Here is a 17,567-nt window from a genome sequence, read left to right on the forward strand (position 1 = left end):
GCACCGGAAGGACACGACATGACCACCACCAAGAAGTCCCCGAAGGAGCAGCCCGCTCCCCGTCTCAGCGTCATCGGCACCGGGTACCTGGGCGCCACGCACGCGGCGGCCATGGCCGAGCTCGGCTTCGACGTCGTCGGCGTCGACACCGACCCGCACAAGGTCGAGGAGCTGCGGGAGGGGCGCGCGCCCTTCTTCGAGCCCGGCCTGCCCGAGCTCATCCGGTCGAACGTGGCCGCGGGCCGGCTCGCCTTCACGACCGACATCGCCGAGGCGGTCGCGACCGCCGACGTGCACTTCATCTGCGTGGGCACCCCGCAGCAGTCCGGCTCCTTCGCCGCCAACCTGGCGTACGTGGAGGCTGCGGCGCGCGGCATCGCGGAGAACCTCACCCACGACGCCCTGATCGTCGGCAAGTCGACCGTCCCGGTCGGCACCGGCGCCCGCCTCCGGGCGATCGTCGCCGAGGCCGCGCCCGCCGGAGTGAACGTCGAGCTGGTCTGGAACCCCGAGTTCCTGCGCGAGGGCAAGGCGGTCGACGACACCCTCCACCCCGACCGCCTGGTCTTCGGCGGCACGACGGCGGCTTCGGAGGCGCTCCTCCGCCGGGTCTACGCCACGCCGATCGCGGAAGGGACGCCGGTCCTCGTCGCCGACCTCCCCACCGCAGAGCTCGTCAAGGTGAGCGCCAACGCGTTCCTCGCGACGAAGATCTCGTTCATCAACGCGATCGCCGAGGTGTGCGACGCCGCCGGTGCGGACGTCTCGCTGCTGGCCGACGCGCTCGGGCATGACAAGCGCATCGGGCGCCAGTTCCTGAACGCCGGCCTCGGCTTCGGCGGCGGCTGCCTCCCGAAGGACATCCGGGCGCTCATGCACCGCTCCAACGAGCTGGGCGCGCACGCGGCCGTCGGCCTCCTGCAGCAGGTGGACGAGATCAACATGGGCCGCCGCCAGCGCGTGATCGACCTGGCGCTGAAGTCGCTCGGCGGTTCGGTGCTCAACCGCCGCATCGGTGTGCTCGGCGCGGCGTTCAAGCCGGAGACCGACGACGTCCGCGACTCGCCGGCACTGAACGTCGCCGCCGCCCTGCACCTCCGCGGTGCGCAGGTCGTCGTGTACGACCCGCAGGCCCGCGGGACCGCCCAGCGGCTGTACCCGACGCTCGGCTACGCGGAGTCGATGGACGACGCCGTGGCCGGGGCCGACCTGCTGGTCGTGCTCACCGAGTGGGACGAGTTCACCTCGGCCGACCCGGCGGCCCTCCGCGCCCTGGCTGCGGGCCGCACCGTGATCGACGCCCGCAACTGCCTCGACCCCGCCGCGTGGTCCGCCGCCGGCTGGGACGTGCTCGCGATGGGGACCGTGCCCACGGTCGCCCCGCTCGAGCGCGACCTCGCCGCTCTCGCCTCCGTCCGCTAGCCCGTCCATCCCTCCACGCACGCTCCTCCGATCGAAGGAACCGACATGACCAGTTACGTCACCAAGGCCGTGATCCCCGCCGCCGGGCTCGGCACCCGCTTCCTCCCCGCCACCAAGGCGATGCCCAAGGAGATGCTCCCGGTCGTCGACAAGCCGGCCATCCAGTACGTCGTCGAGGAGGCCGTCTCCAGCGGCCTCCACGACGTGCTCCTCATCACCGGCCGCAACAAGAACGCGCTCGAGAACCACTTCGACCGCAACACCGAGCTGGAGGACACGCTCGTCCGCAAGGGCGACACCGACAAGCTGCAGAAGGTCAGCCACTCCACGTCCCTGGCGGACATGCACTACGTGCGGCAGGGCGACCCGAAGGGCCTCGGGCACGCCGTGCTGCGCGCCAAGATGCACATCGGTCACGAGCCGTTCGCGGTGCTGCTGGGTGACGACATCATCGACGAGCGCGACCCCCTGCTCGCCCGGATGCTGGAGGTGCAGCACGCGCTCAACACGACGGTGGTCGCGCTGATGGAGGTGCCGCCGGAGTCCATCCACCTCTACGGTGCGGCCGCGGTCGTCGAGACCGACGAGGACGACGTCGTGCGGATCACCGGCCTGGTCGAGAAGCCCAGCCGTGAGAACGCGCCGTCGAACTACGCCGTGATCGGGCGCTACGTGCTGCGACCCGAGATCTTCGACATCCTGGAGAAGACGGAGCCCGGCAAGGGCGGGGAGATCCAGCTGACGGACGCCCTCGAGGGACTCGCCACCGCGCCGGCCTGGACGGGCGGCGTGCACGGCGTGATCTTCCGAGGCCGTCGCTACGACACCGGCGACCGCCTCGACTACATCAAGGCCATCGTGCAGCTCGCTTCGGCGCGCGACGACCTCGGCCCCGGCCTCGTGCCGTGGCTGCGGGAGTTCGCTGACTCGATCGCGCCCTCCGCTCCGGTGGAGCCGGCTGCGCCCTCCGCCCCCGCGCCCTCGGTGCCGGTGCTGCCCGCCGCCGCCAAGGCCGCGAAGCCGGCCGCCGCGAAGCGCGAGCGCGAGCTCCTTCCCGTCGCGGGCGCCTAGCCCGCGCGGCCGCCGCGTGTCCCGTCGCGCCGCAGTTCCAGCGACTGCGGCGCGACGGGACGTTTGCGGCGCGACGACACGACGCAGTCGTACCGCAGCACCGCACTCGCGCCCGCGCAGCGCCCGTTCTCAGGGCGCGGGCGCCTCGGTCGTGAAGTGGATGGCCTTGTGTGTCCCGTCGCAGAACGGCTTGATGGTGGAGACCCCGCAGCGGCAGAGGGCGACCGTGCGGCGCTTCTGCTCGACGGGTTCGCCGTCCGGCGTGGTGAGGTCGACGTGCCCGCGCACCAGGAGCGGCCCGTTCGGGCACACGACGATCTCCGGCGGTTCCTCGCTCGTCACGCCGTGACCTCCTCGCGGGCGCGCAGCGAGCTGCGCCCGGCCTCCCAGCTGTCGAGGATGTGCTGGCCGGCTAGCCCGTCGACGTAGAGGCACGCGGTGGCGCCGAAGATGATGTCGGCGAGCAGCTCCGGCTCGTCCTCGGCCAGTCCGCCGGCGAGGTCGCGGCCGGCGATCTGCTCGTGCACAGCGTCGGCCTCCACGTGCTCGTCGTAGTACTCCGTGACGTCCTCGTCGTACCCGAGGCGGCGGAAGCCGTTGCCATAGAAGCGGTTCGGGATCGACGAGGTCATCTCGAAGGCGGCGAGGTGGCCGGCGATGGCCCCGCGGAGGCGGCGGTTCATCCCGAACATCGACATCATCGTGAACGAGGCCAGGGTGATGGCCGGGACGTCGTCGACGTACGCCCCGTAGGTGTCGTCCAGTCCGAGGCCGCGCATGGTCCTGGCGAAGATCTCCGCGTGGATGCGGTGGGGCCGGCCGCCGCCGTACTCGTCCGACTGCACCTCCACGAGCGCGGCCTTCGCGCGTCCGGTGAGGCGGGGGATGGCCCAGGAATGCGGGTCCGCCTCCTTTCGCGTGTAGATCGAGCGCTGGATGACGAACTCCCGCAGCTGCTCGTCGCCGGCCTTCTTGGCGATGTAGCGGGAGAGGCTGGGGCCGCCGTCCTCGGCGGTGAGGGAGAAGAGGTACGCGGCGACTGCTTCGGCCTCGGGCTCCGGCAGCTCGCCGACCGGGACGCGCTCGCGCAGCTGCTCCTCGAACCGGCGCTCGATGAGTCGCCGGGCGACGACGATGTCGGGGTCCCACTCCCATTCGTCGTCGGCGTCGACGGTGCCGCCGTAGGAGAGGCCGTAGATGAGGTAGAGGCTGAGTTGGAGGTCGTCGTCGGTGAGCAGGTCGGGCCCGGCGGAGAGGGCGGCGCGGACCTCCTCGACAATGCCCTCCGCGGCGGTGCGGGAGTGCTGCGGAGCCAGGGGCAACGCTCGCAGGAGCGCCGCGCTGACCGGGCCGCGGGGCGTGATGCGTGGTGTCATGCCATCGACGGTGCCGCGAGGCGAGGGGGCGATCAAGTGCTTGCCACGTCCTCGCTTCCGTGCATGGCCGGCGGGCGTCAGGAGATCAGTGCGGCCAGGGCCGCCGTCCCGCCCTGAGCGAGCGCGCGCCGCTGGCGGGTCGCGCCGTTGCCATCGGCGAGCAGCAGGGCGACGGCGTCGTGCACCAGGTCGGTGTCGTCGTGCTCCGCGAGGCCCGGTCCGGCCGCGGCCAGCAGCCCTGCGGTGACCTCGGTGGCGGGATGCAACCGTCCGTCGCGCGGGTCGAGGAGGTCTCCGCCGAGACCGTCCCGGGCGGCGTGCCAGTGGGCGGCGTCCAGCAGCTCGGGCGGGAGGACGACTGCCGCTGTCGCATCGGGCGGCGGCGACACCACGAGCCCGCGGACCAGGGCGGCGAGCGCCGAGCTCGTCGTGCCGTCGAGCTGCGCGTCGAAAGCCCGCACCTCGATCGTCGGGTACCGCTCCGACGGGCGCACGACCCAGTTGAGGGTCCCGGCATCGCTGGTGCCGCCGACACCGCCCAGCGCGGCGGCTCGGCGGTCGTAGTCGGCGGCGTCGACGAATGCGGGAGGGACGCCGTGCGTCGTCCAGCGTCGGCTGTGGATCGCGCGCCAACTGTCGAACCCGGTGTCGGCGCCCTGCCAGAACGGCGAGTTCGCCGAGAGGGCCAGCAGTGCGGGCACCCACGGCCGGAGCCGGTTGAGGGCGACGATCGCCCCCTCCCGGTCGTCGACCCCGACGTGCACGTGCAGTCCGTTGAGCTGATGGTCGGGGACGACGAGCCCGAATCGGGACGCGATGTCGCGGTAGCGCTCGTGGTCCGTCACGCGCGCGTCGTGCGCCGTGCGATACGGCAGGCCGACCCCCGCGGCGAGCAGTCCAGCGGACGCCGCCCACTCGCGCAGCTCCGCGCGGAACCCCTCCAGCGCCGTCGAGACGTCCGCGGCGGTGCGGCAGACCGGTGTCGCGTACTCGAGCTGAGACGGGAAGAACTCGGGCGTCACCGCGCCGCCGTCCGCTCGCCGGCCGCCGAGAGCAGCGATGGCTTCCGCCGCACGATCGACGGGCGTCAGCGTGGCCGGATCGAGGAGGACGAACTCCTCCTCGGCACCGATGGTCGTCCGCACATCATCCTCCCCTTGTCGTCCCCGCCAGTAGACAGGCGCCCGTAGACAGCGCCCAGTAGACAGGGCCGGGGCGCTGCGGCACAACGGCTTGACGCGGAGCGGTTCTGCGCCCACCGTGTTCGGCGGAGAGGGGGAAGGATGAGGATCGACGACAGCGAGGGCGGCGCGCCGCCGATCTTCGACGGGTTCGTCGTCGAGGACATCGCGGTGCCCGGAGGGACCGTGCACCTCCGGCGCGCCGGCTCCGGCCCGGGCGTGCTGCTCCTCCACGGTCACCCGCGGACCGGCTCCACCTGGCACCGCCTGGCGCCCCGCCTGGCCGCGCTCGGTTTCACAGTCGTCGTGCCCGACCTGCCCGGGTACGGGGCGTCGCTCGCGCCCGATCCGACGCCGGACCACGCCCCGCACTCGAAGCGCGCGAGCTCAGAGCGGCTGCTGGCAGCCATGCGCACCCTCGGCCACGAGCGTTTCGCCGTGGTGGGTCACGACCGCGGCAGCTACGTGGCCTTCCGGATGGCGATGGACCATCCCGAGGCCGTCTCCCACGCGGCCCTGCTCGACTGCATCCCGATCGTCGAGCACCTGGAGCGCATCACCCCCGAGTTCGCCACGCAGTGGTGGCACTGGTTCTTCTTCGCGCAGCCCGAGACGCCGGAGCGCGTCATCCTCGCCGACCCCGATAGCTGGTACCGGGGCGATCCCGAGGCGATGGGAGCGCAGAACCACGCGGAGTGGCGGGAGGCGATGCGCTCGCCGCGCGTCGTCCGCGCCATGCTCGAGGACTACCGGGCCGGCCTCACCGTGGACCGCGCGGACGAGGAGGCCGACCGCGCCGCGGGACGTCGGCTGACCCAGCCGCTTCTCGTCCTCTGGTCGACACGGGATGACCTCGAGCAGCTGTTCGGCGACCCGCTGCCCATCTGGCGGGACTGGGCGGACGACGTGCGAGGGCACGGGATCGACTCCGGCCACCACCTGGCGGAGGAGGCGCCCGGTGAACTGACCCGTGCGCTCGTCGACTTCCTGAGCTAGCCCCGGGCGATCCGCTGCCTCATCGCGTGGTCGGGGGTGCCGCCTCCAGCCGCCACCGGTCCAGGTCGCCCCAGACGGCGGCGATGCGGCCGGCGGTGAGGCGGCCGGCGGTGAGGCGGTAGAGGGCGAACTCCTGCAGGACGATCGCCCGGCCGTCCCGCGCGGTGCCCGTGTCCTCGAGGTGGGCGCTCATCCAGTCGCCCTCGACGATCAGGTGCCGCAGCTCCCAGTGGAAGTCGGGGAACGCGTCCGTGACCTCGGCGAGGCCGCGACCGTACTGCCGGCGACCCGTCGGCACACCGTTGACCTCGACGTCGTCGGCGACGAACGCGGCGAGGTCGTCGAAGCGGTGCGCGTTGCACCGGTCGAGGTACCGGCGGTAGCGCTGCTCGATCAGCTCGCGGTCGACGGGCGTAGGGGTGTCCGGCTCTGGCATGCCATGGACTCTCCGCCCGTTCCCGGGCCCGGGCAAGGGGTCCGCCCCGGCGTACACTCCGGGCCATGACCGCCGCGAAGATCCTCCTCATCCGCCACGGCGAGAGCATCGCCAACGTCGCCGCGACCGCCGCCGAGGCCGCGGGGGCGCAGACGATCGACGTCACGGCGCGTGACGCCGACGTGCCGCTCTCCGCGCTCGGCGAGCAGCAGGCCGCCTCCCTGCGACCGCGCCTGCAGGACGAGCTCGGCGCCGAATGGGACCGGGCGCTCGTCTGGAGCTCGCCCTACCGGCGTGCGGTGAACACCGCTCAGCTGGCGCTGGGCGACCGTGCATTCGCCATCGATGAGCGTCTCCGCGACCGCGAGCTCGGCATCCTCGACGCGCTGACCTCCCGCGGGGTGGATGCGCGACTGCCCGACGAGGCCGCTCGCCGCCGCTGGCTAGGCAAGTTCTACTACCGGCCGCCGGGGGGAGAGTCGTGGACCGACGTCGCGCTGCGACTGCGCTCCTTCGCCCTCGAACTCGGCGCCGCCGACGGCCGGACGGTGCTCCTGTTCACGCACGACGCCGTGGTGAGCCTGTTCCTCTACGTGCTCCTCGGCTGGACCGAGGAGCAGCTGAACGCGTTCCTCCTGGACCGCGTCGTCGGCAACGCGACCGTGACCACCCTCGTCGCGGACGGCCCGGTCTGGCGGGTGGAGGCGTTCTCCGACGACGCCCACCTCACCGCCGCCGGCCTCCCGGCGACCGAGCACCCGGGAGCCGCCCGTGTCATCGACTGACCGCGATCCTGTGAAGGTCGACCTCTCCCTGCTGCGCGCTTGGCCCCTTCCCGCACCGGGAGGGTCGAAGCGGTCCCGTGGGGAGGTGGTCGTGGTCGGCGGCGCCGGCCGCTCACCCGGTGCCGCGCTCCTCGCCGGGCGGGCCGCCCTGCGTGTGGGGGCCGGGCGCCTCACCCTCGCCGTGGGGGAGTCCACCGCCGCCGAGGTGGCCGTCGCCCTCCCCGAGTGCGGCGTGGTCCCGCTGGACGAGGGCCGCGGCGGCAGTGTGCGCGGTCGCTCGATCGGTGCGGCGGCCGCCGATCTGCGGTCCGCGGATGCCGTGCTGCTCGGTCCCGGTCTCGACGACATCCGCGAGACGACCTCCACGCTGCGCCGCCTCCGCTCCGTCGCGGGGCGCGACACGACCGTCGTGCTGGACGCCTATGCCCTGGGCGCACTCGCCGGGAGCCCGAACCGTGGCCGGTCGGGGCGGCGCATCCTCACCCCCAACTCGGAGGAAGCCGCGGTGCTGCTGGGCCGCCGGCTGCGGGACGAGCGCGCCGACCTCCTCGAGATCGCCCGCCGCTACCGCGCCGTGGTCTCGTGCCACGGCGTCGTCGCCGACCCCGACGGCAGCCTCTACCTCCTCGACGACGGCGGCCCCGGCCTCGGGACCTCTGGGAGCGGGGATGCGCTCGCCGGCGCGATCGCCGGCCTCGCCGCTCGCGGCTGCACGCCGGCCCAGGCTGCGGTGTGGGGGACGTACCTGCACATGGCGACGGGAGTCTCCCTCGCTCGCGACATCGCGCCACTCGGATTTCTTGCGAGCGAGATCGTCGACCGCCTCCCGCGCGAGCTCGCCGCGGTCGAGCACCCGGGCGCCGACTGAGCGCGCGGCTGTCCCGGACTGCTTCTGCTGCGTCTCGGGACGAATGCGGCGCGGCGCCGATGCGCAGACGTACCGCGTCGCCGCCCTCGCTGGCGTACGGTCATCTGCATGGCGACGAACGAGACGGTGCTGACGATCGACATCGACGCGAGCCCTGAGCGGGTCTTCGCGACGCTCGCCGACCTCGACGGGTACCCGGCCTGGTTGCCCCGCACCCGCACCTCCGCCGGGGGAGCCTCGATCGCGAAGGGGACCGCCTACACGGACGCGAGCCTGATCGGGACGGCGCAGGGCACCGTCTGCGAGTACGAGCCCGACCGGCTCCTCATCTTCGAGCAGGCCGCGGCACCCCGGCGCTCCGGCGGCAGCAGGCTCGCCATCACCATCCGTTACGAGCTGACCCCGATCGACGGCGGGACCCGCGTCGTCCGCACGGGCGCCGTGTCGGCGCGCGGCTTGATCGGCATCGCGCGTCCACTGGCCGCCGCCGCGATCGCCTCCAAGAGCCGGCGGACGCTGCGCGTGCTCAAGGAGCACCTCGAGCAGCGGTAGCGCCCGCCGCCGGTCAGTCCAGCCCCAGCCGCTTCAGCGTGTGCTTCTCGCTGTGCCCGGCGTCGGTCTCGATCTCGTCGACGGCGATCGGGATGTTCGGGCCGACGGCGAGCCAGACGAATCCGTCGCGGTGCACGACGGGCACCAGGTCGGTGGTCCCGTCCCGTAGCAGCGTGCGGATGCGCTTCAGCAGCGCGTACCCCTCGGAGGGCTTCGTCACATACGTCTTGCGACGGTAGTGGATGACGTGGGCGACGGTCTTGGCGCCGAGGCCCGCGATCTCGCTGTCGGGTAACGGGTCGGCGTGGTGGGTGTCGGTCATGCCGTGGACGGTACGCCGGAGGAGGGCCGCTGGCGAGCGGTCGGCCCGCACGCGTTAGCGTTGGTGGATGGACCTCCCCGACCCCGACGTGCTCGACCGGCTCGCCGACCGTGGCTGGCCCGCACTCGAGCGCGAAGCCCTCGGACCGTGGACGCTGCGGGCGGCCGACGGTGTGACGAACCGGGCGAACTCCGTGCTCGCCCTGGGGGAGGATCGCGACATCCGGGAGGCGGTGGATGTCGCCGAGTGCTGGTACGCGTCGCGCGGCCTCCCTGCCGTGTTCCAGCTGAGCCCGGCCGCACCGCCCGCCCTCGCTCCCGAACTCGAGCGGCGCGGTTACCGGCGGCACTCCGCCACCGACATCCTCGCGGCCGACCGCGCCGGCGTGGTCGCTGCGCCTGCCGTGCTGGACGCTGCCGGTGACATCGGCATCGCGACCCACCCCTCCTCCGGCTGGCTGGATACCTGGTGGACGGTGGATGGGCGCGGCGGCGACGCCGAGCGCCGCACGGTGGAGCGGATCCTCGGTGGCGGCCCGGCCCTGTACGCGTGGGCGGGGCGAGCGGAGCAGCCCGACGCGGTCGCCCGTCTGGCGCTGGTCGGCGGGTGGGGCGGTCTGTACGCCGTGGCGACCCTCCCCTCTGCACGGCGGCGAGGGGTCGCACGCGCGCTGACGGCGGCGCTCGCCCGGGAGGCCGCAGCGCACGGCGTCGACCGGCTCTGGCTGCAGGTGGTCGCCGACAACTCCGCGGCGATCGCGCTCTACGAGAGCCTCGGCTTCGTCTCCGCCTCGCGTTACGAGTACTGGGAGGAGCCTCCGCAGGCCGGTTAACCCACGATGTCGGGCGGTATGGACACTAGGGTTAGTCCACACTGCCCGACATCGTTTCGGGGTTACGGCCGGTGGATATTCGGGTTTCCCTCGACCGCTCTTGAAGACTAACCGAAACCCCGTCCTCCGTGTGGGTCAAATGGAGGACAAAACTTGTACCCCACCACCCCAATTCGGGGGAGGGTGCCACGGTTCCGGACCGCTTAACCTACGATGCCGGGCGGCGTGGAGGCTAGGGTTCGATCCGCGCTGCCCGGCATTCGTTCGGGGTGACGGCCGGTGGAAATTCGGGTTCCCCCGGCCGTCATCCAAGAATAACGAATCTGTCGGCTAAATGGAGGACACGTTTGTACCCCGATGTGGCCCCAGATCGAGGGGCACCCGGGGGACACGGCCCCGTCAGGCGGCGGAGAGCTCCTGCACGAGGGCGGCGACGAAGTCGTCGATGTCCTGCTCGGAGGTGTCGAACGAGCACATCCAGCGCACCTCGTTGCGGGCCGCATCCCAGTCGTAGAAACGGAAGTGCTCGCGCAGCCGGTCGGCGACGCCCGCGGGCAGCGTCGCGAAGACGCCGTTCGCCTGGGTCTCCTGGCTGAAGCCGACGCCCTGGATGCTGCCGTCGGCGACGCCGCGCTCCAGGGCGGTCCGCAGGCGGGTGGCCATCGCGTTCGCGTGGCCGGCGGAGCGCAGGTAGAGGTCGTCGGAGAGCAGGGCGATGAGCTGCGCCGAGATGAACCGCATCTTCGACGCCAGCTGCATGTTCAGCTTGCGCAGATAGATCAGGCCGTCGGACGCCTCCGGGTTCAGCACGACCACGGCCTCGCCGTAGAGCATGCCGTTCTTCGTGCCGCCGAAGCTGAGCACATCCACTCCGGCGTCGGTCGTGAACGCTCGCAGCGGCACGCCGAGGGTGGCGGCCGCGTTCGAGATGCGGGCGCCGTCCATGTGGAGCTTCATGCCGAGACCGTGGACGTGGTCGGCGATCGCGCGGATCTCCTCGACCGTGTAGGCGGTGCCGAGCTCGGTCGTCTGCGTGATCGAGACGACCAGCGGCTGCGCACGGTGCTCGTCGCCCCAGCCCCAGGCCTCGCGGTCGATGAGCTCGGGGGTGAGCTTGCCGTCCGGGGTCTCGACCGGCAGCAGCTTGAGGCCGCCGACGCGCTCGGGGGCGCCCGCCTCGTCGGTGTTGATGTGCGCGGTCTTCGCGCACACGACGGCGCCCCAGCGCGGCACCATCGACTGCAGGCCGACGACGTTGGCACCCGTGCCGTTGAACACCGGGAACACCTGCACGCCCGCGCCGAAGTGCTCGGCGAAGACCTCGTGGAGGCGCTCGGTGTACACGTCCTCGCCGTAGGCGATCTGGTGGCCCTGGTTGGCCGCGGCGATCGCGTCGAGGATCTCGGGGTGCACTCCCGCGTAGTTGTCGGAGGCGAAGCCGCGCAGGTTCAGATCATGGAGTTGTAGCGTCACCCGTCCATCCTCGCAGGATTCGCGGCGAGCGCGATGCGCGTGCCGTTCAGGTCGGCGGGCGCGCTCTGCCAGAGCCGGACGATCTCGTCGGCGAGTTGATCCTCCAGGCCCGACAGGGTCTTCACGACGAAGACGACGGCCGCGGCGTTCGGGGCCTCCTTGCGGAAACCCTGGGCGACGGCGCGGGTCCACGCGTCGGCCGCCGCCTTCGCCGCGGCGTAGTTCGCACCGCCTGCGTAGGGGGAGTCGACGGCCGTCGACGAGACGATCGCGAGCCGGCCCGCGGGGGAGGCGACCAGATCGTCGTAGAACACCCGGGTCGTGTTGCGCAGGGTGCGGAACGCGCGCTCCAGGAAGTCCCAGTCCTCGTCGGTCTGGCCGGCGAGCCCGCCGCCGCCTCGCCAGCCGCCGACCAGGTGGATCAGGCCGTCGACCGCGCCGAACTTGAGGTGGATGCGCATCGCCAGCTCGGCGACGGCATCCCGGTCGGCGAGATCGCAGACGCGGGTGTCGACGCCCGGGACCGCGGCGGCGAGGGCGTCGAGCGCCTCCTCCCGCGTGCCGACGGCGAGGACCGTCGCGCCCGCCGTCACCAGCGCGCGCGCGACGGCCTCGCCGCTGGTGCTGGTCGCTCCCGCGATCAGCACCAGCCGGCCGTGCAGAGGCAGGGCGTCCGTCACGCGGCGTCCGTCGTACCGGTGATCCCGGCCGTGGACTCGATGACCGCCGCCATCTTCTTGTTCAGCGCCTCGTAGAACATCGAGAGCGGGAACTCGTCGTCCAGCACCGCGTCGGTGTAGCCCTTCGGCGCACCGGCGAGGATCTCGTCGGAGAGTCCGCGCGCCCAGTTGGAGGCGGGGTGCGGGGTGAGCGTCTGCGTCAGCATCTCGTACGCGGCCAGCCAGTGCGAGACCTTCGGCCGGTCGATCGACCGCCAGTAGAGCTCGTTGATCTGGTCGCTGAGGGCGACGACCACGTCCGGCACGGACTCCCAGTCGATGGTGAGCTGGGTGTCGGTCCAGTGCAGCACGTCGTGCTGGTGCATCCACGCGAACAGCAGCTGGCCGCCGAGCCCGTCGTAGTTGCGCACGCGGCTGCCGGTGATCGCGAAGCGGAAGATGCGATCGAAGATCACCGCGTACTGCACCAGGTGGGCGTGGTCGCGGATGGCGCGCTGCGCCTCCGACAGCTCCGCGTCCGGGATGGCCGAGAGCGTCCGCTCGAGGCGCACCGACTCGCGGAACGCCGTCAGGTCGCAGCGCAGCTCCTCCAGGGAGTAGAGGAAGAACGGCATCCGCTGCTTGATCATGAACGGGTCGAACGGCAGGTCGCCGCGCATGTGGCTGCGGTCGTGGATGATGTCCCACATCACGAAGGTCTCCTCCGTGAGGTGCTGGTCGTCCAGCATCGCGGCCGCGTCGGCCGGCAGCTCCAGCTTGGTGATCTCCGCGGCGGCGCGCACCACCCGGCGGTACCGGGCGGCCTCGCGGTCCTGGAAGATCGCGCCCCAGGTGAACTGCGGGATCTCGCGCATCGCGACCGTCTCGGGGAAGAGGACGGCCGAGTTGGTGTCGTAGCCCGGGGTGAAGTCGACGAAGCGCAGGGCAACGAAGAGCTTGTTGCCGTACTCGCCGGCCTCCAGCTCCGCCACGAACTCCGGCCAGATCACCTCGACCAGCACGGCCTCCACGAGACGGTTCGCGCTGCCGTTCTGCGTGTACATCGGGAAGACGACCAGGTGGCCGAGCCCGTCGACGCGGTGCTGCTGCGGCTGGAACTCGTTGAGGGCGTCCAGGAAGTCGGGGACGCCGAAGCCCTCGTCGGCCCAGCGGGTGAAATCCCGCTGCAGCGCCGCGAGGTACGACGCGTCGTGCGGGAAGAACGGCGCCAGCTCGTCGATCGACTCGATGATCGCGGCGACGTGGCTCGCGGAGGCAGGGCGGTCGGACTCCTGCTCGACCGAGCCGTCCTTGATCTGCAGCGCCTGCAGGGCGACGGCGGCATCCTTGAGCCGGAGCCACGCGGGATGCGTCGCGACCTCGCGCACCGGACGGGCGTCCTCGACGACCTCGGGTTCTCCGACAATCGCGTTCTGCGTGAAGCTGGAAAGGGACTGAGACATTGACGAACCTCCCGTCATCGGTCGGCCGCAGGCTCGCGGCAGCGAGGGCGCGGGAAATCGCGCCCTCGGTCGAGCCTATCCGGGGATCGCGGACGTTTCTTTGCCCGTTTCGGCGGAATCGTGCGTGAAATCGACGGAACGCGCAGGATTCGCCAACGCGACGACGCCTCCCGCGCCGTTCGGTAATCTCGGCAGCGTGACGATCGATGCGGCAGAGGTGCAGGAGGCGCTCGCCGCGGTCGCCGATCCCGCCGACGCCGTCTTCCTGCAGCGCTTCTTCAAGACCGGGCCCGGTGAGTACGGCGAGGGCGACGTCTTCATCGGCGTGCGCGTTCCGCAGACGCGCGCCGTCGCGAAGCGGTTCGAGGGGATGCCGCTGGAGCAGATCGACGTTCTCCTCGACAGCGACGTGCACGAGCACCGCCTCGCCGGGTTGATCATCCTGAACCGCGCCTTCGAGCGGGCGAGCCGCCCCGGCGACCGGGACGATGCGGCGCGCGAGCGCCTGGCCGACTTCTACCTCGCGGCCGTGCGGCGCGGGCGTGTGAACAACTGGGACCTCGTCGACTCGTCCGCCGAGTTCGTGCTCGGAGCGTGGCTGTGGGACCGACCGCGCGAGCTGCTCGACGAGCTGGCCGCGAGCGACGTGCTGTGGGAGCGGCGGGTCGCGGTGCTCGCGACCTTCGCCTTCATCCGCCGCGGCGACGCCTCCACGACCCTCGCGCTGGCCGAGCGTCTGCTCACCGATCGCGAGGATCTCATGCATAAGGCCGTCGGGTGGATGCTGCGGGAGGTCGGCAAACGCGTCGACCGCGCGCTCCTCCTCGGCTTCCTGGACGAGCACGCCGCGCGGATGCCGCGCACCATGCTCTCCTACGCGACCGAACACCTCGCCCCGGCGACCCGGGCGCAGTACCGCGCAGTACGCTGAGCGGCGCGTCGCCCCTACTCTCCGGAATTGACCGGCGCCGGAGCCGGCGCTCCGCGTGCGACCCGCGGCCGCAGCGCCGGCGCGCTGATGAATGCGGCCGCCATGAGCGCGACGACCAGCCAGAGCGCCCCGAGCAGCCCGGTCGAGTGGGCGACGAGCCCGAGCACGGGAGGTCCGGCGAGGTTCGCGATGTAGCCGATGGAGGCGACGACGCTCACCCGGGCCGCCGCGTTGCCGCCGCCTTCCGCTGCGGCCGACATCCCGAGCGGGAACCCCATCGAGACGCCGACGGCCCACAGGACGACGCCGACGAGCACCATCCACAGCTCGCCGCCGAGGATGAAGAGGAGCAGGCCGGCGATGCCCAGCGCCGTCGTCCAGCGGATGGTCGCCACGCGCCCCAGCCGGTCGACCACCGGCCCGCCGAAGATGCGGGTCGCCGCCTCGCTCGCGGCGAAGATCGTGAAGAACAGGGCGGCGATCGCGGCGGTCTGGCCGTGGTCGTCCTTCACGGAGAGCGTCAGCCAGGTGTTCGCGGACCCTTCGCCCAGCTCCACGCCCAGCATCACGACGCCGATCACCAGCAGCCGTACGTCCATCCAGCCGCGCAGCCACTGCCGCACGCGCGCGGCGACGGGAGGTCGCGGTGCGTCGTCGGCGACGGCCTCCGGTGCCGCCGCGGGGATGGCGCGGGCCATCGCGAGCGTGACGACCACGACGACGACGCCCAGCGCCATGAACTGGGCCGAGGGCGCGATGCCCAGTGCGGCGCAGGCCGCCCCGATCCCGGACCCCACCGCGGCGCCGACCGACCAGGCCGCGTGCATCAGCGGCATGAGCGTCTTGGCGGCCGCCTGCTCGATCGCGGCGCCCTCCACGTTGATGAGGACGTCGAGCGTCCCGATCCCGAGCCCGACCGTCACGAAGCCGAGTGCGACGAGCGGAACCGACTGGGCCAGCAGCGCGCCACCCATCAGCACGAGCGACCCGGCGATCGTGAGCAGCGCCGTCGAGACCGCCCAGCGTCCGCCGAGACGGCCGAGCAGCGGCGTCGAGATCCCGAGACCCGCGATCGAGCCGACCGTGGAGCAGGCGATCAGGATGCCGACCGTGGGCGTGTCGATGTCGAGCTCGCGCATCAGCTCCGGGAGGCGCGGCCCCCAGGTCGCGATGGTCACCCCGCCGAGGCCGAACGCGGCGGTGATCGCGTTGCGCCAGCGCACGAGCGCGCGACGGTCGAGAGCGGTCTGCGTCATCACAGGGACCTCGGATCGGATGGGACGGACACGGGCGGAAAACCGACCAGTGATCGGTGTTCCCGTCGATCGTACACGCCGCACGCGACGCGCTCGCCTGCGATGATGGACGGATGGCGAGAACGGTTCGGGGTGCACGTGTGCTCATCACCGGGGCCGCGTCCGGGATGGGGCGGCTCTACGCGGAGCGCGCGGTGCGCGAAGGCGCTCGCGCGGTCGTGCTGTGGGACCGCGACGCCGCGGCGCTCACCGCGCTGACCGACGCGCTCCGCGCCGAGATCCTCGCCGGGCGCACGGCCGCCGCCTGGGGCGCGCCTCCGCGTTCGCCGTCGTCCGCCGCCGGAACCCCGGTCACGAGCGTCCACCCGTACTTCCTCGACCTCGGCGAGCTCGGCGCCATCGCGCAGAGCGCCCAGGCGGTCCGCCGCGAGCTCGGCGGCATCGACGTGCTCGTCAACAACGCCGGCATCGTGCGCGGCAAGTACTTCTGGGAGCACGACAACGGCGACGACACCCGCCCCACCATGCAGGTGAACGCCCTCGCCCCCATGTACGTCACGCGCGAGTTCCTCCCCGGGATGATCGAGAGCGACCGCGAGGCGCGCATCGTCAACATCGCCTCCGCCGCCGGCACCCTCTCCAACCCGCGCATGAGCGTCTACGCCGCGAGCAAGTGGGCCGTCATCGGCTGGAGCGACAGCGTGCGCCTCGAGCTGGAACAGCAGGGCTTCGGCCACGTCAAGGTGACCACCGTCGCCCCCAGCTACATCGACACCGGGATGTTCGAGGGCGCCCGCGGGCCGCTCCTCACCCCGGTGCTGACCCCCGAGTACGTCGTCGACAAGGTGTGGAAGGCGATGCTCGCCGGCCGCCCGATGCTCATGCTCCCCTGGTCGGTCGGCTTCGCCCGCCTGCTCAAGGGCGTTCTCCCGACGCGGGCGTGGGATGCGGTCGCCGACCGGCTCGGCGTGTACCACTCGATGGACCTGTTCACGGGGCGGCGGCCGTAGGCGCACACCGGCGCGCAGTCGTCAGCGGTCCAGCGCACTCCCGACTGCGGCGAGCGGTCCGACGAGGAGCTCTGTGAGCAGGCGTGCGTAGCGTCCGTCCGGGTCGAGATCCGGGTCGAAGACCGTGATGGAGGCTCCGACCGCGTGAGGGGCGAGCTCCTGTAGCAGCGCGCTCAGCTCGTCGGTGTCGAGGCCGCCCGGGTCGGGACTGTCCACCGCGGGCATCACGCCCGGGTCGAGGATGTCCACGTCGAGCTGCAGCCAGTATCCGGCGCCCGCGACCGCGAGGAGGCGGGCGGCCACCGCGGCCGGTGCGGTCTCCCGGGCCTCGCGTGCGGAGACGACCGCGCCGAGCACGCCGCGCGCCTCTGCCGCATGCTCGTCATCGTCCCGGTGGCCCAGGTGGACCGTGCGGGTGGGCGCGAAGTAGGGGGCGAGTCCATCGATATCGGAGATCGCCGGCCAGTGCAGCCCCACCGCCGCCGCGAGGTCCTCGCCGGCGACGCTGGCGCATGCGGCGCTGTTGCCGGGATGCCGGAAGTCCGTGTGACCGTCGAGATGGACGAGGCCGCTGGCGCCGCGCCGCGCGAGGGCGACACCGATCCCGACGAGCACGCTGCAGTCACCGCCGACCACGATCGGTGCGTCGCCGGCGTCGAGGATCGTGCCCACCCGATCGGCAAGTCGGTGCGCGTGTTCGACGAGCGCGGCCTCGTTGCGAACGCGACCAGGCGCGCGCGTCGCGTCGTCGTCGACGTAGCGGCCGGGGATGATCGCCCCGGCTTCGCGCGCGCCGGCCGCCCGTAGCCGCTCGAAGAGCCCGGCTTCCCGGAGCGCCTCGGGTGCTTTGGATGCGCCGGGCACACTCCCCGGCAGCGGTGGGCGCAGGCCCAGGTTGGTCGGCGCCGAGACGAGAGCGAGCATGCGCACCAGC

19 protein-coding genes are annotated in these 17,567 nt (G+C 72.2%); 9 read left to right on the forward strand and 10 right to left on the reverse strand.

The features are described from left to right. Positions 1-18: 18 nt before the first annotated feature. Together HNR14_RS10685 and galU are read left to right on the forward strand one after the other, a co-directional pair. On the forward strand, positions 19-1,422 hold the full coding sequence (locus tag HNR14_RS10685; RefSeq protein WP_021756209.1) for a UDP-glucose dehydrogenase family protein: 1,404 nt from the start codon (positions 19-21) through the stop codon (positions 1,420-1,422). Positions 1,423-1,467: 45 nt separating this feature from the next. Continuing rightward, positions 1,468-2,493 (forward strand): UTP--glucose-1-phosphate uridylyltransferase GalU, encoded by a 1,026-nt coding sequence (galU, locus tag HNR14_RS10690; RefSeq protein WP_179701027.1) that lies wholly within the window; start codon positions 1,468-1,470, stop codon positions 2,491-2,493. 129 nt (positions 2,494-2,622) lie between these two features. Here the strand turns inward: galU and HNR14_RS20875 are convergent, their stop codons facing one another. From HNR14_RS20875 to HNR14_RS10705, 3 genes are all read right to left on the reverse strand, one after another. Next, a complete protein-coding gene (locus HNR14_RS20875) occupies positions 2,623-2,835 on the reverse strand; it encodes a CDGSH iron-sulfur domain-containing protein (RefSeq protein ID WP_179701028.1) in 213 nt (70 codons plus the stop codon). Continuing rightward, on the reverse strand, positions 2,832-3,869 hold the full coding sequence (locus HNR14_RS10700) for an iron-containing redox enzyme family protein (RefSeq protein WP_179701029.1): 1,038 nt from the start codon (positions 3,867-3,869) through the stop codon (positions 2,832-2,834). The genes HNR14_RS20875 and HNR14_RS10700 overlap by 4 nt, the downstream gene beginning before the upstream one ends. A 77-nt stretch (positions 3,870-3,946) precedes the next feature. After that, positions 3,947-5,014 carry a YbdK family carboxylate-amine ligase gene (locus HNR14_RS10705; protein ID WP_179701030.1) on the reverse strand — a complete coding sequence of 356 codons (1,068 nt, stop codon included), beginning with the start codon at positions 5,012-5,014 and terminating at the stop codon, positions 3,947-3,949. Between the two features lie 138 nt (positions 5,015-5,152). Here HNR14_RS10705 and HNR14_RS10710 point away from each other — a divergent pair, with 138 nt between their 5' ends. Then, positions 5,153-6,046, forward strand: a complete 894-nt coding sequence (locus HNR14_RS10710; RefSeq protein ID WP_218875019.1) for an alpha/beta fold hydrolase — start codon at positions 5,153-5,155, stop codon at positions 6,044-6,046. 19 nt (positions 6,047-6,065) lie between these two features. Here the strand turns inward: HNR14_RS10710 and HNR14_RS10715 are convergent, their stop codons facing one another. Next, on the reverse strand, positions 6,066-6,482 hold the full coding sequence (locus HNR14_RS10715) for an ester cyclase (protein WP_179701031.1): 417 nt from the start codon (positions 6,480-6,482) through the stop codon (positions 6,066-6,068). 65 nt (positions 6,483-6,547) lie between these two features. On the opposite strand from HNR14_RS10715, the gene HNR14_RS10720 reads away from it, so the two are divergent. From HNR14_RS10720 to HNR14_RS10730, 3 genes are all read left to right on the forward strand, one after another. Continuing rightward, positions 6,548-7,267, forward strand: a complete 720-nt coding sequence (locus tag HNR14_RS10720; protein WP_179701032.1) for a histidine phosphatase family protein — start codon at positions 6,548-6,550, stop codon at positions 7,265-7,267. Beyond that, entirely contained in the window at positions 7,254-8,135 is an 882-nt protein-coding gene (locus tag HNR14_RS10725) for an NAD(P)H-hydrate dehydratase (RefSeq protein ID WP_179701033.1), read from the forward strand. Before HNR14_RS10720 ends, HNR14_RS10725 begins: the two co-directional genes overlap by 14 nt. 108 nt (positions 8,136-8,243) lie before the next feature. Beyond that, positions 8,244-8,687, forward strand: coding sequence for an SRPBCC family protein (locus tag HNR14_RS10730; protein ID WP_179701034.1), 444 nt, complete (start codon positions 8,244-8,246; stop codon positions 8,685-8,687). A gap of 13 nt (positions 8,688-8,700) precedes the next feature. On the opposite strand, the gene HNR14_RS10735 is transcribed toward HNR14_RS10730, so the two are convergent. Next, the gene (locus tag HNR14_RS10735; protein ID WP_179701035.1) at positions 8,701-9,009 is read right to left on the reverse strand and encodes a hypothetical protein; all 309 of its coding nucleotides are present in this window, start codon (positions 9,007-9,009) and stop codon (positions 8,701-8,703) included. A 67-nt stretch (positions 9,010-9,076) separates the two neighbouring features. On the opposite strand from HNR14_RS10735, the gene HNR14_RS10740 reads away from it, so the two are divergent. Next, the gene (locus HNR14_RS10740; protein WP_179701036.1) at positions 9,077-9,841 is read left to right on the forward strand and encodes a GNAT family N-acetyltransferase; all 765 of its coding nucleotides are present in this window, start codon (positions 9,077-9,079) and stop codon (positions 9,839-9,841) included. A 399-nt stretch (positions 9,842-10,240) separates the two neighbouring features. Here the strand turns inward: HNR14_RS10740 and HNR14_RS10745 are convergent, their stop codons facing one another. The 3 genes from HNR14_RS10745 to HNR14_RS10755 are packed head-to-tail and all read right to left on the reverse strand — an operon-like array spanning position 10,241 to position 13,436. Beyond that, positions 10,241-11,314, reverse strand: a complete 1,074-nt coding sequence (locus HNR14_RS10745; protein ID WP_179701037.1) for a beta-eliminating lyase-related protein — start codon at positions 11,312-11,314, stop codon at positions 10,241-10,243. Beyond that, a complete protein-coding gene (locus HNR14_RS10750) occupies positions 11,311-11,994 on the reverse strand; it encodes an SDR family NAD(P)-dependent oxidoreductase (protein WP_343064459.1) in 684 nt (227 codons plus the stop codon). The genes HNR14_RS10745 and HNR14_RS10750 overlap by 4 nt, the downstream gene beginning before the upstream one ends. Then, the gene (locus HNR14_RS10755) at positions 11,991-13,436 is read right to left on the reverse strand and encodes a DUF6421 family protein (RefSeq protein WP_179701038.1); all 1,446 of its coding nucleotides are present in this window, start codon (positions 13,434-13,436) and stop codon (positions 11,991-11,993) included. Before HNR14_RS10755 ends, HNR14_RS10750 begins: the two co-directional genes overlap by 4 nt. A gap of 124 nt (positions 13,437-13,560) precedes the next feature. On the opposite strand from HNR14_RS10755, the gene HNR14_RS10760 reads away from it, so the two are divergent. Next, positions 13,561-14,367 carry a DNA alkylation repair protein gene (locus HNR14_RS10760; protein WP_218875020.1) on the forward strand — a complete coding sequence of 269 codons (807 nt, stop codon included), beginning with the start codon at positions 13,561-13,563 and terminating at the stop codon, positions 14,365-14,367. 14 nt (positions 14,368-14,381) lie between these two features. Here the strand turns inward: HNR14_RS10760 and HNR14_RS10765 are convergent, their stop codons facing one another. Beyond that, entirely contained in the window at positions 14,382-15,623 is a 1,242-nt protein-coding gene (locus HNR14_RS10765; protein ID WP_179701039.1) for an MFS transporter, read from the reverse strand. A 113-nt stretch (positions 15,624-15,736) separates the two neighbouring features. On the opposite strand from HNR14_RS10765, the gene HNR14_RS10770 reads away from it, so the two are divergent. Continuing rightward, positions 15,737-16,633, forward strand: a complete 897-nt coding sequence (locus HNR14_RS10770; protein WP_179701040.1) for an SDR family NAD(P)-dependent oxidoreductase — start codon at positions 15,737-15,739, stop codon at positions 16,631-16,633. A gap of 21 nt (positions 16,634-16,654) precedes the next feature. Here HNR14_RS10770 and HNR14_RS10775 read toward each other — a convergent pair whose 3' ends face one another. Further along, the gene (locus HNR14_RS10775) at positions 16,655-17,557 is read right to left on the reverse strand and encodes an arginase family protein (RefSeq protein WP_179701041.1); all 903 of its coding nucleotides are present in this window, start codon (positions 17,555-17,557) and stop codon (positions 16,655-16,657) included. Positions 17,558-17,567: the final 10 nt, after the last annotated feature.

It is taken from the genome of Leifsonia naganoensis (assembly GCF_013410615.1).
Lineage (GTDB): Bacteria > Actinomycetota > Actinomycetes > Actinomycetales > Microbacteriaceae > Leifsonia > Leifsonia aquatica.